General features: G+C 53.0%; 2 rRNA genes. Both read left to right on the top strand.

The features are described from left to right. A 23S ribosomal RNA gene (locus IF809_RS38620) occupies nt 1-664 on the top strand; the annotation flags it as partial. Nucleotides 665-763: 99 nt separating this feature from the next. Beyond that, a 5S ribosomal RNA gene (rrf, locus tag IF809_RS38625) occupies nt 764-879 on the top strand. Nucleotides 880-891 lie beyond the last annotated feature (12 nt).

Consider the following 891-nt stretch of genomic DNA (forward strand, 5'->3'; position numbering starts at 1 on the left):
AGTTTGACTGGGGCGGTCTCCTCCCAAAGAGTAACGGAGGAGCACGAAGGTTAGCTAATCACGGTCGGACATCGTGAGGTTAGTGCAAAGGCATAAGCTAGCTTGACTGCGAGAGTGACGGCTCGAGCAGGTACGAAAGTAGGTCTTAGTGATCCGGTGGTTCTGAATGGAAGGGCCATCGCTCAACGGATAAAAGGTACTCCGGGGATAACAGGCTGATACCGCCCAAGAGTTCATATCGACGGCGGTGTTTGGCACCTCGATGTCGGCTCATCACATCCTGGGGCTGAAGTAGGTCCCAAGGGTATGGCTGTTCGCCATTTAAAGTGGTACGCGAGCTGGGTTTAGAACGTCGTGAGACAGTTCGGTCCCTATCTGCCGTGGGCGTTGGAAGATTGAGAGGGGTTGCTCCTAGTACGAGAGGACCGGAGTGAACGCACCACTGGTGTTCGGGTTGTCATGCCAATGGCATTGCCCGGTAGCTAAGTGCGGAAAAGATAAGCGCTGAAAGCATCTAAGCGCGAAACTTGCCTCAAGATGAGTCTTCCCTGGGCCTTTAAGGCCCCTGAAGGAACGTTTAAGACTAAGACGTTGATAGGCTGGGTGTGTAAGTGCAGCGATGCATTGAGCTAACCAGTACTAATGATCCGTGAGGCTTAACCTTACAACACCGAAGGTGTTTTTAGAGAGATTTTCAGCGAAGTTCCGAGATTGGTTCTGATGGCTTCACGGGAGTGAGGCGGTTGGAATGAAACAGAATTTGCCTGGCGGCAATAGCGCGGTGGTCCCACCTGACCCCATGCCGAACTCAGAAGTGAAACGCCGTAGCGCCGATGGTAGTGTGGGGTCTCCCCATGCGAGAGTAGGACACTGCCAAGCATCAAATAAAGC

It is taken from the genome of Bradyrhizobium sp. UFLA06-24, assembly GCF_054967145.1.